The 752-nt window shown below is 75.3% G+C and carries 1 protein-coding gene; it reads left to right on the top strand.

Annotation, left to right across the window (positions count from 1 at the left end; all coding sequences use genetic code 11):
* Window positions 1-752, top strand: a 752-nt coding sequence (locus R6V09_RS54255; RefSeq protein ID WP_317888701.1) for an alpha/beta hydrolase family protein, incomplete at both ends; no start/stop codon positions are given.

Below are 752 nucleotides of genomic sequence, written 5' to 3'. Positions count from 1 at the left end.
CGACCGAACCCCGGCTCACGGTGCACGCCACCGCCGCCGGCCAGATCACCCTCACCCGCGATCTGGCCTCCCTGCGCCCCGGCACCTACGGCCTCGCCGGTGACGGCTCCCACGCGGTCGTCGGCCCCGTGATCGACACCGCGTCCCCCTCCGCCGACTCCGTCGTACGCCGCCTCGAACGCGTCACCCACGGCACCCTGCACCCCCGCGACAAGGTGTGGCTCACCCCCAACGTCCACATCGGCAACCCGAGCGCCGCCCTCGGCCTGGACCACGCCGACATCGACATCCCCGGCGAACTCGGCTCCCTGCCCGCCTGGTTCGTACCCGGAGCGCGCAGCACCTGGGTGATCGCGGTGCACGGCCTGGCCGCCACCCGCGAACTCGCCCTGAACGTCATGGAGTTCCTGCACCGCAACCGCTTCCCGGTACTCGCTCCCGCCTACCGCGGCGACCTCGGCGCGCCCCGCAACCCCGACGGCCTGGGCCACCTCGGCGAGACCGAGTGGCGCGACCTGGACGCCGCGATCCGCTACGCCGTGCGCTACGGCGCCGAGCACGTCGTCCTGTACGGCTGGTCCACCGGCGCCACCATGGCGCTGCGCGCCGCCGCCCACTCCGGGATGCGCGACCGCGTCTCCGGCCTGGTGCTGGACTCGCCGGTGCTCGACTGGGAGACGACGCTGCGCGCCCTCGCCACCGCCCGGCACACCCCGGGCGCGCTGCTGCCGCTGGCGGTCCGCGCCGCCCAG

The organism is Streptomyces sp. W16 (assembly GCF_033194735.1).
Taxonomy (GTDB): Bacteria; Actinomycetota; Actinomycetes; order Streptomycetales; family Streptomycetaceae; genus Streptomyces.
This window is presented reverse-complemented; position numbering and strand designations above follow the sequence as displayed.